This window comes from Oleiphilus sp. HI0117, assembly GCF_001635235.1.
Window position 1 is genome coordinate 1 of the sequence record NZ_LWGA01001054.1, and the last position, 1,022, is coordinate 1,022.

At 44.3% G+C, this 1,022-nt stretch carries 1 protein-coding gene; it reads left to right on the forward strand.

What is annotated here, in order from left to right; all coding sequences use genetic code 11:
- On the forward strand, nt 1–1,022 hold a 1,022-nt coding region (locus A3757_RS18915; RefSeq protein ID WP_231878322.1), incomplete at both ends, for an asparagine synthetase B.

Consider the following 1,022-nt stretch of genomic DNA (forward strand, 5'->3'; position numbering starts at 1 on the left):
TTTGCATCAGAAGTTAAAGCCATACTGTGTACACTTCCTTCAGCACCAAAACTAAACCTAAACTCTTTAGACCAAATACTTAGCTATTGGGCACCTGTCTCTCCTAACACAGCATTTGAGAATGTCTACGAGGTTAAACCAGGAGAGCAGGTTGTTTTTGAGAAAGGAAACTTAACGCGACGCCAATACTGGGATTATCCATTTTCATCTGGAACCGCCCCACACATAGTAGATGAAAAGATTGCAGCGCAGAAGGTATCTGAACTTCTAGAAGAAGCCGTTCGCATTCGTTTAAGGGCTGACGTCCCCGTTGGAGCCTATCTTTCGGGCGGCTTAGATTCATCGATCCTGGTTTCACTCATCAAACACCTGGATCACGGAGACCTCAGCACCTTTTCACTCACTTTCGAAGATGCTGACCTGGATGAAAGCAAGCACCAAAAAACCATGGTCGAACACTTAAACACCAGTCACTTTTCAACACAGTGCAAGTACAGCAATATTGCGGATGACTTCTTGGACTGCATAAAGCACACTGAAAGCCCTATTGTACGTACAGCGCCCATCCCTATGGGTCGCTTATCAGCCCTGGCTCGACAGCAAAACTACAAGGTAGTACTAACAGGAGAAGGAGCGGACGAAATATTCGGTGGTTATGACCTTTTTAAAGAAGCCAAACTTAGAGAGTTCTGGTCACGCCAGCCTGACTCATCCTGGCGCCCTTTATTAATCAAGCGCTTATATCCTTATTTAGATATGTCTCGTGACCGAGCCGGCTCCTTCTTGAAAGCTTTTTTTGGTGGAGGTGTAGACCAACCGAACCATCCTCTTTTCTCACATTTGCCAAGGATCGCATCAACTTCAAAAGCAAAAATTTTCTATAGTGACGCCTTATCATCAGAATTAAATGTTAATGCAGAGGAGAGACTTATCGCCTCATTACCAGATCGGTTTGATTCATGGAAGCCGTTCAATAAATCCTTATACCTTGAGAGTAAAACCTTGATGGCAGGTTACTTGCT